At 70.8% G+C, this 19,017-nt stretch carries 17 protein-coding genes; 11 read left to right on the top strand and 6 right to left on the bottom strand.

The genetic code is table 11. From position 1 onward, the window contains the following. Positions 1 to 88 precede the first annotated feature (88 nt). Both ACFYR3_RS03775 and ACFYR3_RS03770 read left to right on the top strand, forming a co-directional pair. Positions 89 to 1,906, top strand: coding sequence for a 5'-nucleotidase C-terminal domain-containing protein (locus ACFYR3_RS03775; protein ID WP_355856084.1), 1,818 nt, complete (start codon positions 89 to 91; stop codon positions 1,904 to 1,906). Positions 1,907 to 2,116: 210 nt separating this feature from the next. Beyond that, positions 2,117 to 2,407 carry a DUF3303 family protein gene (locus ACFYR3_RS03770; protein ID WP_355856087.1) on the top strand — a complete coding sequence of 97 codons (291 nt, stop codon included), beginning with the start codon at positions 2,117 to 2,119 and terminating at the stop codon, positions 2,405 to 2,407. 169 nt (positions 2,408 to 2,576) lie between these two features. On the opposite strand, the gene ACFYR3_RS03765 is transcribed toward ACFYR3_RS03770, so the two are convergent. The 3 genes from ACFYR3_RS03765 to ACFYR3_RS03755 all read right to left on the bottom strand — a co-directional run bounded on the left by ACFYR3_RS03765 (position 2,577) and on the right by ACFYR3_RS03755 (position 5,657). Next, positions 2,577 to 3,227 carry a hypothetical protein gene (locus ACFYR3_RS03765; RefSeq protein ID WP_355856090.1) on the bottom strand — a complete coding sequence of 217 codons (651 nt, stop codon included), beginning with the start codon at positions 3,225 to 3,227 and terminating at the stop codon, positions 2,577 to 2,579. A gap of 208 nt (positions 3,228 to 3,435) precedes the next feature. Next, positions 3,436 to 4,131: a GntR family transcriptional regulator gene (locus tag ACFYR3_RS03760; RefSeq protein ID WP_355856093.1), complete on the bottom strand. Its 696-nt coding sequence runs from the start codon at positions 4,129 to 4,131 to the stop codon at positions 3,436 to 3,438. A gap of 170 nt (positions 4,132 to 4,301) precedes the next feature. Next, a complete protein-coding gene (locus ACFYR3_RS03755; RefSeq protein ID WP_355856096.1) occupies positions 4,302 to 5,657 on the bottom strand; it encodes an aspartate aminotransferase family protein in 1,356 nt (451 codons plus the stop codon). A 290-nt stretch (positions 5,658 to 5,947) separates the two neighbouring features. Between ACFYR3_RS03755 and ACFYR3_RS03750 the strand changes: the two genes are divergently transcribed. Beyond that, a complete protein-coding gene (locus ACFYR3_RS03750; RefSeq protein WP_389281342.1) occupies positions 5,948 to 8,020 on the top strand; it encodes a protein kinase in 2,073 nt (690 codons plus the stop codon). 182 nt (positions 8,021 to 8,202) lie between these two features. Further along, positions 8,203 to 9,765, top strand: a complete 1,563-nt coding sequence (locus ACFYR3_RS03745; protein WP_389281340.1) for a substrate-binding domain-containing protein — start codon at positions 8,203 to 8,205, stop codon at positions 9,763 to 9,765. 77 nt (positions 9,766 to 9,842) lie between these two features. Here the strand turns inward: ACFYR3_RS03745 and ACFYR3_RS03740 are convergent, their stop codons facing one another. After that, complete coding sequence (locus tag ACFYR3_RS03740; protein WP_355842961.1) at positions 9,843 to 10,586, bottom strand: SLATT domain-containing protein; 744 nt, start codon at positions 10,584 to 10,586, stop codon at positions 9,843 to 9,845. A 309-nt stretch (positions 10,587 to 10,895) separates the two neighbouring features. Here ACFYR3_RS03740 and ACFYR3_RS03735 point away from each other — a divergent pair, with 309 nt between their 5' ends. From ACFYR3_RS03735 to ACFYR3_RS03705, 7 genes are all read left to right on the top strand, one after another. Continuing rightward, positions 10,896 to 11,240, top strand: a complete 345-nt coding sequence (locus ACFYR3_RS03735; RefSeq protein WP_266765781.1) for a YbaB/EbfC family nucleoid-associated protein — start codon at positions 10,896 to 10,898, stop codon at positions 11,238 to 11,240. An 86-nt stretch (positions 11,241 to 11,326) separates the two neighbouring features. Next, positions 11,327 to 11,926, top strand: a complete 600-nt coding sequence (gene recR / locus ACFYR3_RS03730; RefSeq protein ID WP_328554338.1) for a recombination mediator RecR — start codon at positions 11,327 to 11,329, stop codon at positions 11,924 to 11,926. Then, positions 11,919 to 12,578 (top strand): DUF5063 domain-containing protein, encoded by a 660-nt coding sequence (locus ACFYR3_RS03725; RefSeq protein WP_355842956.1) that lies wholly within the window; start codon positions 11,919 to 11,921, stop codon positions 12,576 to 12,578. Before recR ends, ACFYR3_RS03725 begins: the two co-directional genes overlap by 8 nt. A gap of 297 nt (positions 12,579 to 12,875) precedes the next feature. Next, positions 12,876 to 14,168: an aspartate kinase gene (locus ACFYR3_RS03720; protein WP_355842953.1), complete on the top strand. Its 1,293-nt coding sequence runs from the start codon at positions 12,876 to 12,878 to the stop codon at positions 14,166 to 14,168. Then, complete coding sequence (locus ACFYR3_RS03715) at positions 14,165 to 15,229, top strand: aspartate-semialdehyde dehydrogenase (protein WP_355842950.1); 1,065 nt, start codon at positions 14,165 to 14,167, stop codon at positions 15,227 to 15,229. The genes ACFYR3_RS03720 and ACFYR3_RS03715 overlap by 4 nt, the downstream gene beginning before the upstream one ends. Positions 15,230 to 15,665: 436 nt before the next feature. After that, the gene (locus tag ACFYR3_RS03710; protein ID WP_389281336.1) at positions 15,666 to 16,334 is read left to right on the top strand and encodes a SigE family RNA polymerase sigma factor; all 669 of its coding nucleotides are present in this window, start codon (positions 15,666 to 15,668) and stop codon (positions 16,332 to 16,334) included. Positions 16,335 to 16,417: 83 nt separating this feature from the next. Continuing rightward, complete coding sequence (locus ACFYR3_RS03705; protein ID WP_356783853.1) at positions 16,418 to 17,464, top strand: hypothetical protein; 1,047 nt, start codon at positions 16,418 to 16,420, stop codon at positions 17,462 to 17,464. Between the two features lie 187 nt (positions 17,465 to 17,651). Here ACFYR3_RS03705 and ACFYR3_RS03700 read toward each other — a convergent pair whose 3' ends face one another. Together ACFYR3_RS03700 and ACFYR3_RS03695 are read right to left on the bottom strand one after the other, a co-directional pair. After that, positions 17,652 to 18,491 (bottom strand): SURF1 family protein, encoded by an 840-nt coding sequence (locus ACFYR3_RS03700; protein ID WP_389281334.1) that lies wholly within the window; start codon positions 18,489 to 18,491, stop codon positions 17,652 to 17,654. A gap of 49 nt (positions 18,492 to 18,540) precedes the next feature. After that, positions 18,541 to 18,915: a nuclear transport factor 2 family protein gene (locus tag ACFYR3_RS03695; RefSeq protein WP_355842941.1), complete on the bottom strand. Its 375-nt coding sequence runs from the start codon at positions 18,913 to 18,915 to the stop codon at positions 18,541 to 18,543. Between the last annotated feature and the right edge of the window lie 102 nt (positions 18,916 to 19,017).

Here is a 19,017-nt window from a genome sequence, read left to right as displayed (position 1 = left end):
GTGGGCGACCACGCTCTACGCGTGTAGTTCCGCACGCCTCGACACGGCACGTCCCCCTGCCCCCGTCACCCCAGTCCCAGGAGTCCGTATGCCCGTCAATCCCCTGAACCGCCGGGAGTTCGTGAAGAAGTCGGCCGTCACCGGTGCGGCCGTGGCCGTCGGCGGCGTGGTCGCGGCGGCCCCCGCGCAGGCGGCGGACCGCAAGCCCCCGAAGCCGCCGCGCACCTGGTCGTTCTCGATTCTGGGCACCACCGACCTGCACAGCCACGTCTTCGACTGGGACTACTACACGGACGCGGCGTACAAGGACAGCAAGGGCAACTCGGTCGGCGTCGCGCGCGTCGCGACCCTCGTCAAGCAGCAGCGCGCCGCGAAGGGCGAGGACCACGTCCTGCTCGTCGACGCCGGCGACATCATCCAGGGCACCTCGCTGGCGTACTACTACGCACGCGTCGACCCCATCGTCGCCGCCGACGGCAAGTGCGGCCCCAAGCACCCCATGGCCATCGCGATGAACGCCATGCGGTACGACGCCGCCGCACTCGGAAACCACGAGTTCAACTACGGGATCGAGACGCTGCGCAGATTCGAGCAGCAGTGCCACTTCCCGTTGCTCGGCGCCAACGCGCTGGACGCGAAGACCCTGCGCCCGGCCTTCCAGCCGTACACCGTGAAGCGCATCCGCGTCCCCGGCGCCCCGGACATCAAGGTCGGCATCCTCGGTCTGACCAACCCCGGAATCGCCCTGTGGGACAAGGACAACGTCGCCGGGAAGATGGCGTTCACCGGGCTCGTCGAGCAGGCGAAGAAGTACGTCCCGCGGATGCGCGCTCTCGGCTGCGACGTCGTGTTCCTCACCGACCACTCGGGCCTGGACGGCAGTTCGTCGTACGGCAGCGAACTCCCCTACGTGGAGAACGCCTCCAACCTCGTCGCCCAGCAGGTCCCCGGCATCGACGCGATCCTCGTGGGCCACACCCACACCGAGGTCTCGTCGTACACGGTCACCAACACCGAGACCGGCAAGGACGTCGTCCTCTCCGAGCCCTACTGCTACGGCATGCGGCTGACCGTCTTCGACTTCGAGCTCGAACTCGTCCGCGGCCAGTGGAAGGTCACCAGCACCAAGGCGCAGACCCTCAACAGCAACACCGTCGAGGAGGACGCCGAGATCACCCGGCTGATCAAGGCGGACCACGACCTGGTGGTCAAGTACGTCAACACGCCTGTCGGCACCTGTACGGCCGACCTCTCGGCGGCGGAGGCGTGCTGGAAGGACGTCCCCGTCATGGACTTCATCCACCAGGTGCAGATGGCGGCCGTCGCCACCGGTCTGTCGACGGCCGACGCGGCCCTGCCGCTGATCTCCGTCGCCGCGCCCTTCAGCCGCACCGCCGACATCCCGCAGGGCGACGTCACCATCCGCGACGTCGCCGGGCTCTACATCTACGACAACACCCTGTACGGCAAGAAGTTGACGGGTGCCCAGCTCAAGGACTACCTGGAGTACGCGGCGAAGTACTACCACCAGGTCCCCTCCGGCACGGCGGTGGACACCGCCACCCTCACCAACGCCAACAGCTTCTGGGACTACATGTACGACACGGCGGCGGGCGTCTCCTACGAGATCGACATCGCGCAGCCGGAGGGGTCGAGGATCAAGAACCTCTCCTACAACGGCACCGCGGTCGCCGCCGACCAGGTCTTCGTCGTCGCCGTCAACAACTACCGGGCCAACGGCGGCAGCGGCTACCCGCACATCGCGGCCGCCGACATCGCCTACAGCTCCACCAACGAGATCCGCCAGCTGATGATCGACTACGTGACGGCCAAGGGCACGCTGAACCCGGCGGACTTCGCGGTGGCCAACTGGAAGCTGACGCAGGACGGCACGCCCGTCTTCTGATCCGGCGCGCTCGGCGCACCTGTCCCGCACAGAACGCGGCCCAGGCCTCACCGGAGACGGTGAGGCCTGGGCCGCCCGCCTTTGACCTGGTCCCTGCCCGCGCCCGGCGCTCCAGGGGTTCCAGCGGGCACCCGGATGACAAGGGGCATAGCCTGAAATTGCACGTTTGGGTGCTTATGCGTGCGTCGACCGATGGAGAAGGTGAGTGCGATGCGCGTGATGCTCAGGGCCACCATGGACACGGAAAAGGCCAACGAGCTCATCCGCGGCGGGAAGTTGCAGCAGTTGATGCAGGAAACGATGGAGAAGCTCAAGCCGGAGGCGGCCTACTTCACCACCAACGACGGCAACCGCGCCTGCTACCTGGTCTTCGACCTGCAGGACAGCAGCCAAATCCCGGTGATCGCCGAGCCGTTCTTCATGAGCCTCGGCGCCCGCATCGAGCTCTCCCCGGTCATGAATGCCGACGACCTCCAGAAGGGCCTGTCCCAGCTGGGCTGACGGCGGAGCAGGGTGCGCAGGCGTATCCGGGCCGGACTTGCAGGCGTGTCCGGGCCGGGGCGCGCCGCCCTATCCGGCCAGACGTCCGGAGGTCTGGCCCGACGGGCCGGTGTCGTGTCCGCCGGTGCGGGGCCGTGTACGGCCGGGGCCCCGCACCGTGAGATCCGGATCAGCTGAAGATGATCATTGAGCCCTGGGCGAGACTCCGGGTCGCCGCGGCGTGCAGGCCCAGCCAGACGTGACGTTCGCGGGCGAAGGGGCTGGAGTCGTACGGGGCCGGAGCGGCGGGCTCCTCCAGCTCCGTGGGGGCGCTCGGAGGCTGCGGTGGCGTCGGGGGGTTGGCCGGGTCGATGCCGATCGAGGGGGCCACGAACTCGAGTTCGCGCAGGAGGGCGTGGGAGGAGCCCAGGGGCCCGCCGCCCGCGAGGAGTTCGTCGTTGGCCAGCGGGTGCGGGAACTCGACCGGCACGTACGCCCCCGCGTGGTCGTAGTGCCAGACCAGATGCGACTGCTGGGCGTTCGTCTCGAACATCTCCAGCAACTGCTCGTAGTCGCCGCCCAGTTCGTCGACCGGCGCGACCGCGAGCCCGCACATCTGGAGCAGGTACGCGCGGCGCAGGAAGTGCAGCGCGTCGTAGTCGAAGCCGGCGACCGGGGCCACGTCACCCGACAGGCCCGGCATGTACGCGTACACCGGCACCGGGGGGAGTCCGGCCTCGGCGAGCACCTTGTCGTAGAGCGCGAGTTCCTCGGCGAAGGGGTTGTCGGGGGTGTGGCACAGCACGTCGACGAGCGGGACCAACCACAGGTCACAGGCCAACAGACGGCTCCTCTTGCTCCTTGGGGTGCAGGGTGGTCAGGGCAGCGTAGTGCGCGTGGCGGTGTTGTGAAGAGGCCGGTACGCAAGTAGGTCCCCGGGTTGGCCGGGGTTGGTCCGCCGCCTGGGGGCCGGGCCCCCATCCCCCCGATCGCCCGGAGGGGGTGTCCTCAAACACGGGACCGGGTGGAACCGGGTCCCGGTCCGCGTCTCAGGGGGAGTCGAGGCGCTCGATGAGGGCGAGCGCGTGCTCGTTGTACGCCGCCACGATCGCCCGCGCCGTGTCGGCGTCGCGGCGCGCGAGCGCGTCCACCAGTTCCGTGTGGCCGGACCACAGCTGGCCTCTGAGGTCGGCGACCCGGCGCAGGTGCTGGACCGTGCAGACCCAGGACTGGACCCGCAGCCGGTGCAGGAAGTCGCCGAGGTAGGTGTTGCCGAAGAGGCTGCTGAGCTCGCGCCAGAAGCGCAGGTCGTAGCCGATGAGGATGTTCAGGTCGCCGGCGGAGGCCGCGCGCTGGGCCTCCTCGCCACGGCGCCGGACGCCCGCGAGGGCGGCGAGCGCGCGGGGGTCGTCGGCCTGCCGCATGCCCTCGGCCACGAGGCTCTGGAACATGCCCTCCGTGATCAGGCTGCGCGCCTCGACCATGCCGCGGTAGTCGGCGGCGGAGTACTCGTGCACCCGGAAGCCGCGGTGCTGGTCCGCGTCCAGGAGCCCCTGGGCCGACAGGTCGACCAGGGCCTCGCGGACGGGGGTGGCGGAGACGCCGTACTGCTCGGCGATCTCCTTCACCGTGAACTCCTGGCCCGGCCGGAGGCGACCCCCGAGCACCTCGTCACGGAGCGCGTCCGCGATCTGCTGCCGCAGGGTGCTGCGGGTTACGGCGCCCGTGCCGCCGGTGCGGGCCATGGTGGTGGTCTCACTCCCCCATCGCGTGGGTAGGTGCGCGTTCTACTCGCGTATCTCTTCGAGCAGGCCACCTTACGCCGTGGGGGTCGGCGGACGGATTCTCCGGCACCCCCGAAGGGGCCCGGACAACCGCGCGACCGACCCCCACAAGGGCGGGAACCCCTACGGCCTCACACTGTGTGCTCGTCCGCCACCGACAGTGCCTCGTCCAGGGCCGCGAGGCCCTCCTTGGCCTCGGCCTCGGTGATGTTGCACGGCGGTACGACGTGGGTGCGGTTCATGTTGATGAAGGGCCACAGACCGCGGGCCTTGGCCGCGGCACCGAACGCGGCCATCGGCGCGTTCGCCTCGCCCGTCGCGTTGTACGGGACCAGTGGTTCCCGGGTCTCCCGGTCCTTCACCAGCTCCAGCGCCCAGAAGACGCCGGTGCCGCGCACCTCGCCGACACTCGGGTGCCGCTCGGCCAGCTCGCGCAGCCCCGGTCCGAGGACGGTCTCGCCGATGACCGCGGCCTGGTCGACGATCCCCTCCTCCTCCATGGCGTTGATCGTCGCGACGGCGGCGGCGCAGGCCAGCGGGTGCCCGGAGTAGGTGAGCCCGCCCGGGTAGGGCCGCCTGGCGAAGGTCTCGGCGATGGCGGCGGAGATCGCCACTCCGCCCAGCGGCACATAGCCGGAGTTCACGCCCTTGGCGAAGGTCATCAGGTCCGGCGTCACCTCGTAGTGGTCGGCGGCGAACCACTTGCCGGTCCGGCCGAACCCGGCCATGACCTCGTCCAGGACGAAGACGATCCCGTACCGGTCGCAGATCTCCCGCACTCCGGCGAGGTAGCCGGCCGGCGGCGTCATGATCCCCGCGGTGCCCGGGATCGTCTCCAGGATGAGAGCCGCTATGGTCGCGGGCCCCTCGAAGACGATCGTGTCCTCCAGGTGCTGGAGCGCGCGCTCGCACTCCTGCCGCTCACTGTCGGAGTGGAAGGGGCTGCGGTACAGGAACGGCGCCCAGAAGTGGACGACACCGGCGGCTCCGCTGTCGTTCGGCCAGCGCCGCGGGTCGCCGGTGAGGTTGATCGCGGTGGAGGTGGCACCGTGGTACGAGCGGTAGGCGGAGAGCACCTTGGGGCGGCCGGTGTGCAGCCGGGCCATCCGCGTGGCGTTCTCGACGGCCTCGGCGCCGCCGTTGGTGAAGAAGATCTTGTCCAGATCGCCCGGGGTCCGCTCGGCGATCAGCCGGGCCGCCTCCGAACGCGCCTCGACGGCGAAGGCGGGCGCGAACGTGGACAGGGTCGCGGCCTGCTCCTGGATCGCGGCGACGACCTTCGGGTGCTGGTACCCGATGTTGGTGAAGACGAGCCCACTGGTGAAGTCCAGATACCGCTTGCCTTCGTAGTCCCAGAAGTACGACCCCTCCGCGCCGGCGACGGCGAGCGGGTCGATGAGCTCCTGCGCGGACCAGGAGTGGAACACGTGCGCGCGGTCCGCGGCCTTCACGGCGGCGCCGGCCTGGGGGTTGGGCTGAGGGGTCATGCGGCGAAGCGTAAATGTCCACGGACCGGGCGCGGTATCGGCGTCCTGTCTGTGGTCCGGGGCTTTCCGCGACAGTCTGTCGGGCTTGGCCGAGGACTGGGCACACGTTCCGGAGCGTCCGGCGGCCCCATCTCGTCGATCCCCCGGCGGCGGACGTCAAGGCGACGGCGGGACCTGTTACTAAAACGGGATCAGTCGTGACGGAACCGTAGACACCGCCCCACCCACCTCCCCGTATGGCGCACTATCCTCGGTCTGTTGCACACATATGGGGGAGGGTGGGCGCGGCCATGGAGAACTTGGGGGCAGGGGATCCGCAGCAGATCGGGGCGTACCGACTGCTGGCGCGGCTCGGTGCCGGAGGGATGGGCCACGTCTATCTCGCGCGGTCCGACCGGGGACGTACGGTCGCCGTCAAACTCGTCCGGCCGGAACTCGCCGAGCAGGAGGAGTTCCGGGCACGCTTCCGCCAGGAGGTGCAGGCGGCGCGCCGGGTCGGCGGGCTGTGGACCGCACCCGTGCTGGACGCGGACACCGAGGCCGCGATCCCCTGGGTGGCCACCGGCTATGTCGCGGGGCCCTCGCTCCAGGCCGTCGTCGGGCGCGACCACGGCGCACTGCCCGAGCGTTCCGTGCGCATCCTCGCCGCGGGCCTCGCGCACGCGCTGAAGGACATCCACGCCGCGGGCCTCATCCACCGCGACCTCAAGCCCTCGAACGTCCTCGTCACCATCGACGGCCCCCGCGTCATCGACTTCGGCATCGCACGCGCCCTGGAGACGGTGACCGACGGCGGCCTGACCCACACCGGGGCGCTCGTCGGCTCGCCCGGGTTCATGGCCCCCGAGCAGGTGCGCGGCGACCGTGTCACGCCCGCGTGCGACATCTTCTGCCTCGGCTCCGTCCTGTCGTACGCGGCCACCGGAACCCTTCCGTTCGGGGCGGCCAACAGCGGTGTGCACGCCATGATGTTCCGTATCGCGCAGGAGGACCCCGACCTGACGGGTGTGCCCGAGGGCCTCGCCGACCTCGTGCGGGACTGTCTGCGCAAGGACCCCGGCGCCCGGCCCGGTCTCGACGAGATCCTGGAACGCACGGGCGCGGAGGACACCGTCTCGGAAGGGCGCACCCTCGACCCCTGGCTGCCCGGCTCGCTGGTGGCCCAGCTCGGGCGCCACGCGGTGCAGTTGCTCGACAGGGAGAACCCCGACGACGGACAGGCGCAGCCCCGGTCCGGTGCTCCGGCGCTCGGTGCCGCTCCCGCGAGGCCGGCCCTGCCGCCCGCATCCGCGGCGCCGGTCCCGGCCCCGGACTTCTCCAAGCCGCCGGCCGGCTCGCCCGCTTCCTCGGCCTCCGCCGCCTCCTCGACGCCCTCGGCCTCCTCCTCGGCGCCCGCCGCGTCCGCCGAGGCCTCCCCGGAGCACGCGCCCACGCCCGCCGAGGAGGGCTCCACCCCGCCTCCCCCCGGGCAGCCCGGCCCCGTGAACCATCTCCCCACCGTCATCGGGGGCTCGGGCGCGACACCTCCTCCGGTGGCGCCGGCCGGTCCGCACCCCGCGTACGGCTACCCGCAGCAGCACCCGCAGGCCGCCGGCCAGGGCCCGGCCCACCCCGCGTACGGCTATCCGCAGGCCGGCTGGGGCTCGCCCCAGCCGCCGTACGGCTCGACGCCTCCCTACGGTCCGGGTGTCGCCGCGGGCCCGTACGGACCCGGTGGCGCGACCCCTCCGCCCTACGGCCCGACCCCTCCGTACGGCCCCGTGGCCGCCCCGTTCGGCTCCGAGCCGCCGCGCAGGAGCGGCCGGTCCACCGCCCTCCTCGTCGTCGTGGCCCTGGTCGTCGCGCTCGGCGCGGGCGGCAGCGTGTACGCGCTGTTGAAGGGCGGCGCGGGCGGGGGCGGCCAGGACGACCCCAAGGCGTCCACCCCGGCCTCCGGCGGGACGACACCGGGGCAGAGCGCGTCGCAGACGCCGACCGCCGACTCCGGGTTGCCCAGCGCCGGGACGACGCAGGGCGGCACCGTCCCGCAGGCGTTCCTCGGCACCTGGGACGCCGCCATCGACAACGCCACCGGCCACCACACGCGTCGCCTGACCATCCAGCAGGGCGAGGTCGGCGACACGGTGCTGACGGTCACCGCGGACGGCAGTACCTACCACTGCGTCTTCCAGGCCGCCCTCGCCGCGGCTCCGGGGCCCGGGGGGCCGCTGGAGATCGGCCCCTCCCAGGTCACCGTCGGTGAACCGCCGTCCTGCAAGCCGGGTGACGCCTCCGAGGTCACCCTCCTGCCGGACGGCCGGCTGCGGCGGGCGAAGACCGGCTCGGCAGCCGAGGCCGAGCTGACCTACACGAAGACCGGCTGAGCCCGGAACCCCGCCGGGGGACCCGCCCGGGGGTCCGCGGGCAGTGGCCGGGGGACCCCGGGGAAGGCGCCGACTGCCGCGCTGTCCAGGGCTGTTGAAGTTCACTTCCCGTATGTGGGTTGTTTCCGGCCGGAGCCGTACGGTGACCGCACCGCACCGCAGTGCTCGGGGGAGTGGCTCACGTGGAGTGGCTGAGCGCAGAGAACGTCGTGGCCGTCGGGACCGCCGTCATCGGTGTCGTCTCCTCCGCCGTGATGGTCTGGTACGAGCGAAGGGTGCCGCGCCGCTGGGGGCACCCCCACGCCCTTGAGGCAGTGGGGGAGGTCGGCTACCGCGTCCAGATGGACAATCCGATCGGCGACGACGTCCGCTCCGGACGCGCGAGCGTACGGCTCGGGCTGTTCGACGAGGTCCCCGGCATGTCCGACGCCACCCTCGTGCTGCTGCGGATCGAGAACGACGGCTCGCAGAGCATCGCCGGGGACGACTACACGAGCCATGAACGGCACGGCCTGACCGCGGTGTTCACCGGCCGCACCATCCGCGGTGTGTCCGTGACCCAGCCGCCCGGCACCGACCATCTGATGGACCATTTCACCTCGGCCGCCGGGCTCGGCTACGGGGACGGCACACTGCGCATCCCGCGGGTCCCGCTCAACCGGGGCGAGCACTTCAAGCTGCTCGTCCTGCTGTCGGGCGGCGACGTGGGATGTCCGATACGGATCGTCGGCGGCATCCGGGACGGCGAGGTCCGGCCCAACCGCAGTACGACACCGGACGACCAGCCGCCGCTGTTCAGCCGCGCGGCCCGGCTGATCACCGTGCTGCTGACGGTGTGCGTCGTCACGCTCGCCCTGATCGTCGTCCTGCGCGACGACACCCCGCCGCCGATCGGCTGCGAGCGGGGCACGCTGACCGTCACCGGCTCGACGGCCTTCGAGCCCGTGATGCGCGAACTGGCCGGGAAGTACGAGCACGACTGCCAGGGCTCCACGATCACGGTGGACGCCCACGGCAGCACGGCCGGCGTGCGCGAGCTCGACACGGCGGGGAAGGCGTCGGAGAAAGGGTCCCCGGCCCTCGTCGCCCTCTCCGACGGCCCCAAGCCGGGCGACTTCCCGCAGCTGCGGGAGAACCGGATCGCGGTTTCGGTCTTCACGCTGGTCGTCAACGACTCCGTCCCGGTCAGGAACCTGTCGCTGACCGACGTACGACGGCTGTACCGCGGTGAGATCAAGAACTGGAAGCGGCTCGGCGGACCCGACAGGCCCGTCCTCCTCGTCAGCCGGGACGCCAACTCCGGTACCCGGCAGGTGTTCCAGTGCCGGGTGCTCGGGCGCGGCGAGATCGCCAACTCCTCGCTGGACTGCGTCCACAAGGACGACGCGACGGCACCGCTCGTGCGCTGCGAACTCGACTCCACCGAGCAGGTGCTGAACACGGTCGCGAGGCTCCCCGGCGCGATCGGCTACAGCGAACTCAACGACGCCACCGGGCACAAGGGCCTGCACCGGATCAGCCTCAGCGGTCACGCCGCCTCGGTCGAGGACCTGGAGCACGGCACCTCGGACTACCCGTACCGCGAGATCGAGTACGCCTACACCTATGGACAGCCGCCCGCCGACTCCCTCGCCTCCAGCTTCCTCTCCTACGTCAGCCGGGGCAGCGGCCAGGACGTCGTCCGCACCCACGGCCATCTCCCGTGCGGGACGCCGGTCGGGCTGAGGATCTGCGGGGCCGGGTGACGCTGCGGCAGCCCGCCAGCCCGCCAGCCCGCCAGCCCGCCAGCCCGCCAGCCCGGCACACGCGCCGTGCGGGACCGCTATCGGGGCTCGGGCGGGCGCTGGCGGGGCATGTTCGGGCGGGTTCCCGGTGGCAGAGGGGCGCGCCCGTTCAGGGGTGAGCCGTCGGGCCGGGGCGCTCCCGCCGAGGACGACTGGATCCCCAGCGGCGTCGGCCCCGTACGGAACTCCACCATCCAGTCCGCCGTCTCGGTGCGCACCAGTTCCGTGACGTCCTCCGAGAAGCGGCGCAGCACCCCGATGCACCGGTCCGCCGCCTCGCTGGCCGTCCCGTCCGCGGGCCCGAGGACCTCCCGGACGCTCTCGGACGCCCAGTCGAACTGAAGTGCCTGAAGCCGCCGCTGCACGGCCTGTGCGGTGGCCACATCCCTTATCCATCCGGAGGTCACTCCGAAGAACCGGTCGACGGCGACGCAGGAGACCGCGAGCAGCAGTGCCAGATATCCCCAGGGAGCCGCCCCTCGCACGGACCCGGTGAGGTCGAGCAGCGGCAGCGCGGCCCCGGTGACGGCTCCCAGCGAGGCCCCGCACCGCAGCAGCCGCGCCCCCCGCCGCTTCCACACGCGGTCGGAGAGGTACCAGGCGGCCGTGTCGAGCGCCCCTTGCTCCACCCACTGGTAGAGCTCATGGAGCCGCTCGGCGGGCTCCCCCCAGTCGCCGAGCGGAAACGGCCGACTGGTCAGGTCGCCCGGCCGCAGCCCCGCCGCGCCCTCGCTCCGCCCGTCCTGGGGCGGCCCCTCCGGCTGCATCTCCGGCTGACTCACCCGGCACTCCCTAGTTGACGACGGTGATGGACGGTGATGACTGACGACGGTGACGACGGTGGCGCAGATGACACTGCGTGATGTCGTGTGACGCGTGGTGCAAATGCGCCGCCCCCTTCCTACCGCCCAATGGGTGGCGATGGACCGGGTTTACCGGCTTTTCCGCCTGGAAGAGGGTCTTGATCAGGTATAGGCGCTGTGACGGTGTCACTCGAAAGAGTGCTTGGGCGACGGGCCCGTCGACCACGTAGGCTCGTGCTGGACAGGAAAAACGGTCCACACAGCCGTACTCGAAACCAGGAGCTGATCGTGATTCCCGGTGGTGGCCAGCCCAATATGCAGCAGTTGTTGCAGCAGGCCCAGAAGATGCAGCAGGACCTGGCGAACGCGCAGGAGGAGCTGGCGCGGACGGAGGTCGGGGGCCAGTCGGGCGGCGGCCTGGTGAAGGCGACCGTGACGGGTTCCGGAGAGCTCCGCGGTCTGGTGATCGACCCGAAGGCGGTCGACCCCGAGGACACCGAGACGCTCGCCGACCTGATCGTCGCGGCCGTCCAGGCGGCGAACGAGAACGCGCAGGCGCTCCAGCAGCAGACGCTCGGCCCGCTCACTCAGGGGCTCGGCGGCGGCAGCGGCATTCCCGGTCTGCCCTTCTAAGACCGGTGGCGGCCAACTACCGTACGCACCAGGAAGAAACGTAAGACGGACCCAGGCGGTACCAGGACACTCGGAAAGGCAATCCGTTGTACGAAGGCGTGGTTCAGGACCTCATCGACGAACTGGGGCGGCTCCCCGGCGTCGGTCCCAAGAGCGCGCAGCGGATCGCCTTCCACATCCTCCAGGCGGAGCCGACGGACGTGCGCCGGCTCGCGCAGACCCTCCTGGAGGTCAAGGCGAAGGTCCGCTTCTGCGCGACCTGCGGCAATGTGGCGCAGGAGGAGTTGTGCAACATCTGCCGCGACCCGCGCCGCGACCTCTCGGTGATCTGTGTGGTGGAGGAGCCGAAGGACGTCGTCGCGGTCGAGCGCACGCGTGAGTTCCGCGGCAAGTACCACGTGCTCGGCGGCGCGATCAGCCCGATCGAGGGCGTCGGCCCGGACGACCTGCGGATAAGGGAACTGCTGGCCCGCCTCGCCGACGGCGCGGTCACCGAGCTCATCCTGGCCACGGACCCGAACCTGGAGGGCGAGGCCACGGCCACGTATCTCGCCCGCATGATCAAGCCCATGGGCCTCAAGGTCACCCGCCTGGCCAGCGGCCTCCCGGTGGGTGGCGACCTGGAATACGCGGACGAGGTCACGCTCGGCCGCGCCTTCGAGGGGAGACGACTTCTAGATGTCTGACGCCACGCTGCACGAGACCAGCCCGGACCCCGACGACTTCGTGGTCCAGATCGCGGACCAGGTCGAGAGCTTCCTGGTCGCCGTCACCGAGGTGGCCAAGGGCGACGAGCCGGACTCGGCCGTGCCCTTCCTCCTCCTGGAGGTCTCCCAACTCCTCCTGGCCGGCGGCCGTCTCGGCGCGCACGAGGACATCGTCCCCGACGAGCGCTACGAGCCGGACCTCGGCCCGGAGGGGGACGTGGACGAACTCCGCGAGCGTCTTGCCGTGATGCTGGAGCCGATCGACGTCTACTCCGAGGTCTTCGATCCCTACGAGCCCCGCAAGGCGCCCGTCCCGGCCCGTATCTCCGACGACCTGGCCGACGTCATGGCCGACCTGCGCCACGGCATGGCCCACTATCGTGCGGGCCGCACCACGGAAGCCCTGTGGTGGTGGCAGTTCTCCTACTTCTCCAACTGGGGCTCCACCGCATCCGCGACCCTGCGTGCCCTGCAGTCCGTGGTGGCCCATGTCCGGCTGAACCAGCCCCTGGAGGAGCTCGACGGCCTCGACACCGACCAGGAGATCGGCGAGGAAGCCCTCGCGGAGGAGGCCGGCAAGGTGATGGCGGAGGAGATCGCGGGGCCGCTCGGCCTGCGCACGGTCAAGTAGTCGGCCGCGTTCCGGCGGAGGTCCGGCCGCGCTCCGGCGGAGATCCGCGGTGGGGTCGGCCGCGCTCCGGCGAGGTCCCGGTGTGACTCGGGGCACTTTCGGAGTGGCGGGGCTTCGGCGCGGGCAGGTGCCGTCTCGGAGCGGCCGGATGTCCCTTAGTGACCTGACAGCCCGGAGTGATCACGTCGTGAGCGGGACATCTCACGATGTGATACCTCGGAAGGGAAATCCGGCCGCTCGTTAGACTGAGCCGACCGCAGTTGTGCGGTGCAGAGACGGATTGACCGAGGAGCGCACGTGGGCCTTGTCGTGCAGAAGTACGGAGGTTCCTCCGTAGCCGATGCCGAGGGCATCAAGCGCGTCGCCAAGCGGATCGTGGAAGCGAAGAAGAACGGCCACCAGGTGGTCGTGGTCGTTTCCGCGATGGGCGACACGACGGACGAGCTGATCGATCTCGCCGAGCAGGTGTCTCCGATGCCCAGCGGGCGAGAGTTCGACATGCTGCTGACCGCCGGAGAGCGGATCTCCATGGCCCTGCTGGCGATGGCGATCAAAAACCTGGGCCACAGCGCCCAGAGCTTCACCGGCAGCCAGGCAGGCGTCATCACCGACTCGGTCCACAACAAAGCGCGGATCATCGACGTCACCCCGGGCCGTATCCGTACGGCGCTCGACGAGGGCAACATCGCCATCGTCGCCGGGTTCCAGGGCGTCTCGCAGGACAAGAAGGACATCACCACGCTGGGGCGCGGCGGGTCCGACACCACGGCCGTCGCGCTGGCCGCGGCGCTCGACGCCGAGGTGTGCGAGATCTACACCGACGTGGACGGCGTGTTCACCGCCGACCCGCGCGTGGTGAAGAAGGCGAAGAAGATCGACTGGATCGCCTTCGAGGACATGCTGGAGCTCGCCGCCTCCGGCTCCAAGGTGCTGCTCCACCGCTGTGTGGAATACGCCCGCCGTTACGACATCCCGATCCATGTGCGCTCGTCCTTCAGCGGACTTCAGGGCACCTGGGTCAGCAGCGCACCACTCGTTCGAAAGACACAGCAGCAAGGGGACCAGAAGGTGGAGCAGGCCATCATTTCCGGTGTCGCTCACGACACCTCCGAGGCCAAGGTCACGGTCGTCGGTGTCCCGGACAAGCCGGGTGAGGCCGCCGCGATCTTCCGCGCCATCGCCAACGCCGAGATCAACATCGACATGATCGTGCAGAACGTGTCCGCGGCCACCACGGGCCTCACGGACATCTCCTTCACCCTCCCGAAGACCGAGGGCCGCAAGGCCATCGACGCCCTGGAGAAGGCGAAGGCCGTGATCGGCTTCGAGTCGCTGCGCTACGACGACCAGATCGGCAAGATCTCGCTCGTCGGCGCCGGCATGAAGACTAACCCCGGTGTCACGGCCGGCTTCTTCGAGGCGCTCACCGACGCGGGGGTCAACATCGAGCTGATCTCGACCTCCGAGATCCGCATCTCCGTCGTCACCCGCGCCGACGACGTCAACGAGGCGGTACGGGCCGTGCACAGCGCCTTCGGACTCGACTCCGACAGCGACGAAGCCGTTGTCTACGGAGGCACCGGGCGATGACTGGACGACCGACGCTCGCGGTCGTGGGAGCGACCGGGGCCGTCGGCACGGTGATGCTCCAGATCCTGTCCCAGCACGCGGACATCTGGGGCGAGATCCGTCTGATCGCCTCGCCGCGCTCGGTCGGCCGCAAGCTGGCCGTGCGCGGCGTCGAGGTCGAGGTGGTGGCCCTGTCGGAGGAGGCCTTCGACGGGGTCGACGTCGCCATGTTCGACGTTCCGGACGAGGTGGCCGCCCAGTGGGCGCCGATCGCCGCCGCCAAGGGCGCGGTCGTCGTGGACAACTCCGGCGCCTTCCGGATGGACCCGGAAGTGCCCCTCGTCGTCCCCGAGGTCAATCCGCACGCCGCCCGCGTGCGGCCGCGCGGGATCGTCTCCAACCCGAACTGCACGACCCTGTCCATGATCGTGGCGCTCGGCGCCCTGCACGCCGAGTTCGGGCTGCGCGAACTCGTCGTCTCCTCGTACCAGGCCGTCAGCGGCGCGGGCCGCGCGGGCGTCGACACGCTGCGCCGGCAGATGTCCCTCGTCGCGGGTACGGACCTGGGGAACAGCCCCGGTGACGTTCGCCGCGCGGTGGGCGACGACACGGGCCCGTTCCCGGAGCCGGTCGCCCTGAACGTGGTGCCGTGGGCCGGGTCGCTCGCCGAGGACGGCTGGTCCTCGGAGGAGATGAAGGTGCGCAACGAGACCCGCAAGATTCTCGGGCTGCCCCAGCTGAAGGTCGCCGTGACCTGCGTCCGCGTCCCCGTCGTCACCACGCACTCGCTGACCGTGCACGCCCGCTTCCAGGACGAGGTGACCGTCGACAAGGCGCGGGAGATCCTGGCCACCGCGCCCGGCGTCGTGCTCTTCGACAACCCGGCCGCCGGGGAGTTCCCCACGCCCGCGGACGTGGTCGGCACCGACCCGACCTGGGTGGGCCGGGTCCGCCGGGCACTGGACGATTCGTCGGCCCTCGAACTGTTCGTGTGCGGCGACAACCTGCGCAAGGGCGCCGCCCTGAACACCGCTCAGATCGCGGAGCTGGTGGCGGCGGAGATCATCGGTACCACTTGCTAGGTCCGGCCCCGAATGTCCGCCGGTTCCGCATGTTCTGCGCTCCCGGCGGGCGACGGCCGTAATCCTGGTGCCCTGCGGGCGGTGGGTTTGTAGGATCTTCCTCGGTTCAGTGATCAACTTAATGGTCCGGACCACTTGAACAGACCCCCATCGGCGTTCGAAGATTTTGTTCCCCGCTCTCCGCAACCGCGTGGAGGACGGGGAGCGTCTTTGCGGACGCCATTCAGGGGCGTCCAGGGGGCGGCAGAGCATTGGGCATAGGGGAAGAGCTGTTACGCATGAGGGCATCTAGTGCACTGTCGCGCGCACTCGGCGGCGTCCCGGGGGGCGGCCTGGGGGGCGTTCCGGTGGACGGGACTCCCGTCCATGTGACACCCGGCGCAAATGTGATGCCTGTCGCGTACAACCCTGCCGGGGGGACGTGTGTCCAACTGGCGTGGCAGAGGTTCTCGAATTCACCGCGGTACAGACAAGGGGCGTGGCCCTGCGTCCACCCCGCCGACTCCGCAGCCCCGGCGCGTCCGGCGGCATGCCGGTGATCGCGCCCATGCCCTCAGCGCGGCCCGCCCGCATTCCGAATCAGCGCGACGGCGCCGAGAACAGCCTGGCGGCGGGTACGACCGTCGACCATCTCACCGAGACCTACCGGGCGCACTACCGGTCGCTCCTCGGCCTCGCGGCGCTCCTTCTCGACGACACCGCCTCCTGCGAGGACGTCGTTCAGGAGGCCTTCATCCGGGTGCACTCGGCGCGCAAACGCGTCCGGGACCCGGAGAAGACGCTGGCCTATCTGCGCCAGACCGTCGTCAACCTCTCGCGTTCGGCCCTGCGCCGGCGCATCCTCGGCCTCAAGCTCCTCTCGAAGCCGATGCCCGACATGGCGAGCGCCGAGGAAGGCGCGTACGACCAGTTGGAGCGCGACGCGCTGATCAAGGCGATGAAGGGACTCCAGCGCCGTCAGCGCGAGGTCCTGGTCCTGCGCTACTTCGCGGACATGACGGAGGCCCAGGTCGCCGAGACGCTCGGTGTCTCCCTGGGTTCGGTGAAGGCGTACGGCTCGCGGGGCATCGCCGCGCTCCGCGTCGCCATGGGGGCCTCGGCATGAGCGGGCACGAGGATCGGCGGCGCCCCGAGGACGAGGGGCGTCCGGAGCAAGAGCACAAGCAATCGCACGCTGGGAACGGAACTGTGAACCACGGCCCCGACGAACAGCCCGACACACCGGGCACGGACGGACTGGGCTCCGAAGGGCTCGGCTCCGACGAGCTGGCACTGCGTAGGCTGCTGCACCGGGCCGTCCAGGAGATCGAACCCACCGACGGCACCCTGGACCATCTGCGCCGTGCGGTACCGGCCCGACGGGCCCGCAAGCGCCAGGCCGTGGTCGGCATGGCGGCGGCGGCCCTCTTCCTCGGCACGGCGATCCCGGCCTTCGTCCATGTCTCCAACTCCTCCGGGTCGAACGCCGACCCGTCCATCGCGGCCAACAGCTCGCAGGCCCAGGGCGGCGCGAGCCAGGGCAAGGGCTCGGACGGCGGCGAGGGCAAGGACGAGGGCGGCTCCGCCGGCACGTCCAAGGACAACGGCACCGGCGGCAGTACGGAGACACCGGGCGGCAAGGACAAGGGTGCGAGCGGAGCCGCCACGGGCGGTACCGACCCCTCGGCCTCCGCCTCGGTGGCCACCACGTGCACAGCGGACCAGCTCGGCGGGGCCTCCGGTGCCGCCGCCGCCCCGGACTCCACCGGCACGGTCTACGGCTCCTTCACCGTCTCGAACGTCTCCACCACCGCCTGTACGGTCGCCGGCCCCGGCACCGTCAGCGCGCTCGCCCAGGGTGCGGCGGACGCCACCAAGATCGGTGTGGCGACGCATGGGGCGGGTGACGCGGCCACCGGGCTGCCCGATCCCTCCACGGAGGTCACCTCCCTGGTCCTCCAGCCGGGCGCCTCGTACGTGGTGAAGTTCGCCTGGGTGCCCTCGTCGACGTGTCCGGCCACCGCGGAACCCTCACCGGACCCGACCCCGACGCAGGGCGCCACCGACAGCGGCGGCACGACCACCGACGCGGTGGTCACCGGCACCTCGCCCCAGCTCTTCGTCGCGGACGGTGTGCAGGACGGCAGCGTCGTCGTCTCCAGCACGGCGGGGACGGGCGGCGCGACGGCATCGGTCACGGTGTCCAACGCCTGCGCGGGCACGGTCTACCACACGGGGATCCTGGCTTCGTCCTGACGGACACGCGACGCCTGTGACCCGAGCCGCCGTGGGCACGCCGTGCGGCGCGGGTCACGGGTGCGGCGGTACGCGACGTCCGTTCCGGCCGGTGCGTACCGCTCGGGTGGAGCGGTACGCGGCGCTGGGGTGGAGCGGTGCGGGCTCCGGCCCGGGCTCGCCCCGGACGCCCGGTCGGCCCGCCCTGTCAGGCCGTGGCGGACGGCGTCGCCGGAGTGGCGGCGCCGGTGTCGGTGTCCTCGGACTGCTTCTCCGGGGCGTCAAGGGCGTCCGGGACCAGCCCCAGTTCGGCGTCGCGGGCGAACTCCACCTCGCGGCGCAGGAGGCGGAACCACATGAAGACGACGAAACCCGCGAAGACGAACCACTCGCCCGTGTAGCCGAGGTTCTGGAACGCCTTGAGGTCCAGGCCCGTGTTGTCCGGCGCGGTCGGAGGAACCGCCTTCATCCCGGCGTCGGCCTTGTCGAGGGTGATCCACGCGTCGTACGGGGTGTACGGCACGAGGTTCACCAGCGACGCGGAGCTGATCGCGGCGGTCTGTCCCGGGGGAAGTCCTCCAGCCGTGCTGACACCGTTGGACCCGGGACTCTCGGACGCCTGGAGGGCACCGGTGACGGTGACCTCGCCGCCGGGTGCGGCCGGGACCTTCGCCGGGTCGGGGGCACCGGGCAGCCAGCCCCGGACGACGGGCAGCGCCTTGCCGCCGTCGACCCGCAGGAGCGTCAGCACGAAGTACCCGCTCCTGCCGTCCAGTTCCCGGCCGGGCACGAGAAGCTGCTTGCCGTACCGGCCCTTCGCGGTGGTCTGCTTGCCGGACGTCTCCGTGGTCACGGGCAGCATCTCGGCCAGCGGCCGGGCGGGGTCCGTCTCGGCCGTCGAGGCCGCCGCGTCCGCCCTCCGGTGCTCTTGCACCCGGTCCTCGAACCGCCCCAACTGCCACGACCCCATGAAGATGCAGAAGGGGATGGCCAACAGCACGAAGACGTTGATCCCCCACCAGCGGGGCGTCAGCAGGAACCGGTACACGCCTTCCACGGTACGGGGCGGCCGAGCCGGACTTGGCCGTGGGGCCCGCTCAGTACCGCTCGGCCAGCAGCTCCCGGCCCGCCGGAGGCTCGTACGGCTCGGGCCAGAAGTCGGTCACCGTGTTGATACGGCCCTCCTCGTCCGCCGTGAAGAACGTGATCGCGTGCATCTCCTCCAGGCCCACCGTGAAGTGGGTCCAGGTGACGGCCTGACCGGGCTCGACTATGACGCGCTCGATCCGGACGTGCCAGTCGCCCGGATACTCACGGTTGAACTCGACGTACCGCTCCCTGCCGCTGATGCGCTCTCGCGTCTGCGGCAGGGTGTAGACGACGTCATCGGCGAGCAGTTCCGCGAACGCTGCCCACTCCCGAGCGTCCGCGGCGGCCCAGTAGCTCTCGACGGTCTTGCGCAGATCGGTCATGCGAAAAAGTCTGCACCCCGGCACTGACAACGTCCCTGACCTGCGCACACGGGCCGGGGGGCATGAAGTTGTCCACAGGCTGGGGACCTCGTCGGCGCGAGG

The organism is Streptomyces sp. NPDC005784, assembly GCF_042871525.1.
GTDB lineage: Bacteria > Actinomycetota > Actinomycetes > Streptomycetales > Streptomycetaceae > Streptomyces.
This window is presented reverse-complemented; position numbering and strand designations above follow the sequence as displayed.

Excerpts from the sequence above, each read along its gene's own strand:
- ACFYR3_RS03775 (WP_355856084.1), top strand. The coding sequence starts at position 89 with ATGCCCGTCAATCCCCTGAACCGCCGGGAGTTCGTGAAGAAGTCGGCC.
- ACFYR3_RS03770 (WP_355856087.1), top strand. The coding sequence starts at position 2,117 with ATGCGCGTGATGCTCAGGGCCACCATGGACACGGAAAAGGCCAACGAG.
- ACFYR3_RS03760 (WP_355856093.1), bottom strand. The coding sequence starts at position 4,131 with ATGGCCCGCACCGGCGGCACGGGCGCCGTAACCCGCAGCACCCTGCGG.
- ACFYR3_RS03755 (WP_355856096.1), bottom strand. The coding sequence starts at position 5,657 with ATGACCCCTCAGCCCAACCCCCAGGCCGGCGCCGCCGTGAAGGCCGCG.
- ACFYR3_RS03750 (WP_389281342.1), top strand. The coding sequence starts at position 5,948 with ATGGAGAACTTGGGGGCAGGGGATCCGCAGCAGATCGGGGCGTACCGA.
- ACFYR3_RS03725 (WP_355842956.1), top strand. The coding sequence starts at position 11,919 with ATGTCTGACGCCACGCTGCACGAGACCAGCCCGGACCCCGACGACTTC.
- ACFYR3_RS03715 (WP_355842950.1), top strand. The coding sequence starts at position 14,165 with ATGACTGGACGACCGACGCTCGCGGTCGTGGGAGCGACCGGGGCCGTC.
- ACFYR3_RS03695 (WP_355842941.1), bottom strand. The coding sequence starts at position 18,915 with ATGACCGATCTGCGCAAGACCGTCGAGAGCTACTGGGCCGCCGCGGAC.